The 692-nt window shown below is 63.3% G+C and carries 1 protein-coding gene; it reads right to left on the bottom strand.

Translation table 11 applies throughout. The features are described 5' to 3' along the window. Positions 1 to 144: 144 nt before the first annotated feature. Entirely contained in the window at positions 145 to 672 is a 528-nt protein-coding gene (locus GY937_05645; GenBank protein ID MCP5056196.1) for a DUF3124 domain-containing protein, read from the bottom strand. Positions 673 to 692: the final 20 nt, after the last annotated feature.

The following is a 692-nucleotide window of genomic DNA, read 5'->3' on the forward strand; positions in this document are numbered from 1 at the left end:
GAAATCCGCATGCTGCGTTCGATGTGGCGGGGGCTGGAAACGGAGTCACGGTGGGGTCTACACGGGCACGAACGGGGAAACCCGGGATACAGACAAGGCCACCGCCTTACGGACCACCGCGCCAGCCCTCGACCCTACCACGCCTCATCGCCCAGCCGCCGCTCCTTCGTCATCCGGGTCGCCCGCCTCTTCGATCACCCACGCGCGGCCGACGAACGAGATGGCGCGGCCAGCTTGACCTCCGATCATCAGCGTCTCCAGAACGGGCGCGTTTACGGTCTCGTTCGCCTTCCATCGAACGATGAAGCTCGGGCTCTGCCCTCCGGTCGTGTCGGGCTCCCACAAAGCGAAATCCATCGACGCCAGCGGACCGACCGCGATGGGCTCCTTCACATGGTGGCGGAGGTGCTTTCCCCTTGAGTCACGATAGTCCACAGCGGTCACAACGATCGCATGCAGGGGGTCTGTGTTGCGGATGACCAACGTCGAAGAAACGGGAAACTTGTATGTCCCGGATCCCATCACAACGTACGAGTACGCTGCGACGTAGACCGTTTGTCCCTTCGACCGGACGACGGGCTCCGCGGCCAACCCGGCTCCCGGCCCCAATCCCAAAACGAGCAATGCTCCACAGATCCGGGAGATGGCTACTCGTACCTTGCTACCACTCATGCTCGCCTCCTGCAGACCGC

Source organism: bacterium (assembly GCA_024228115.1).
In the GTDB taxonomy this organism is placed as follows: domain Bacteria; phylum Myxococcota_A; class UBA9160; order UBA9160; family UBA6930.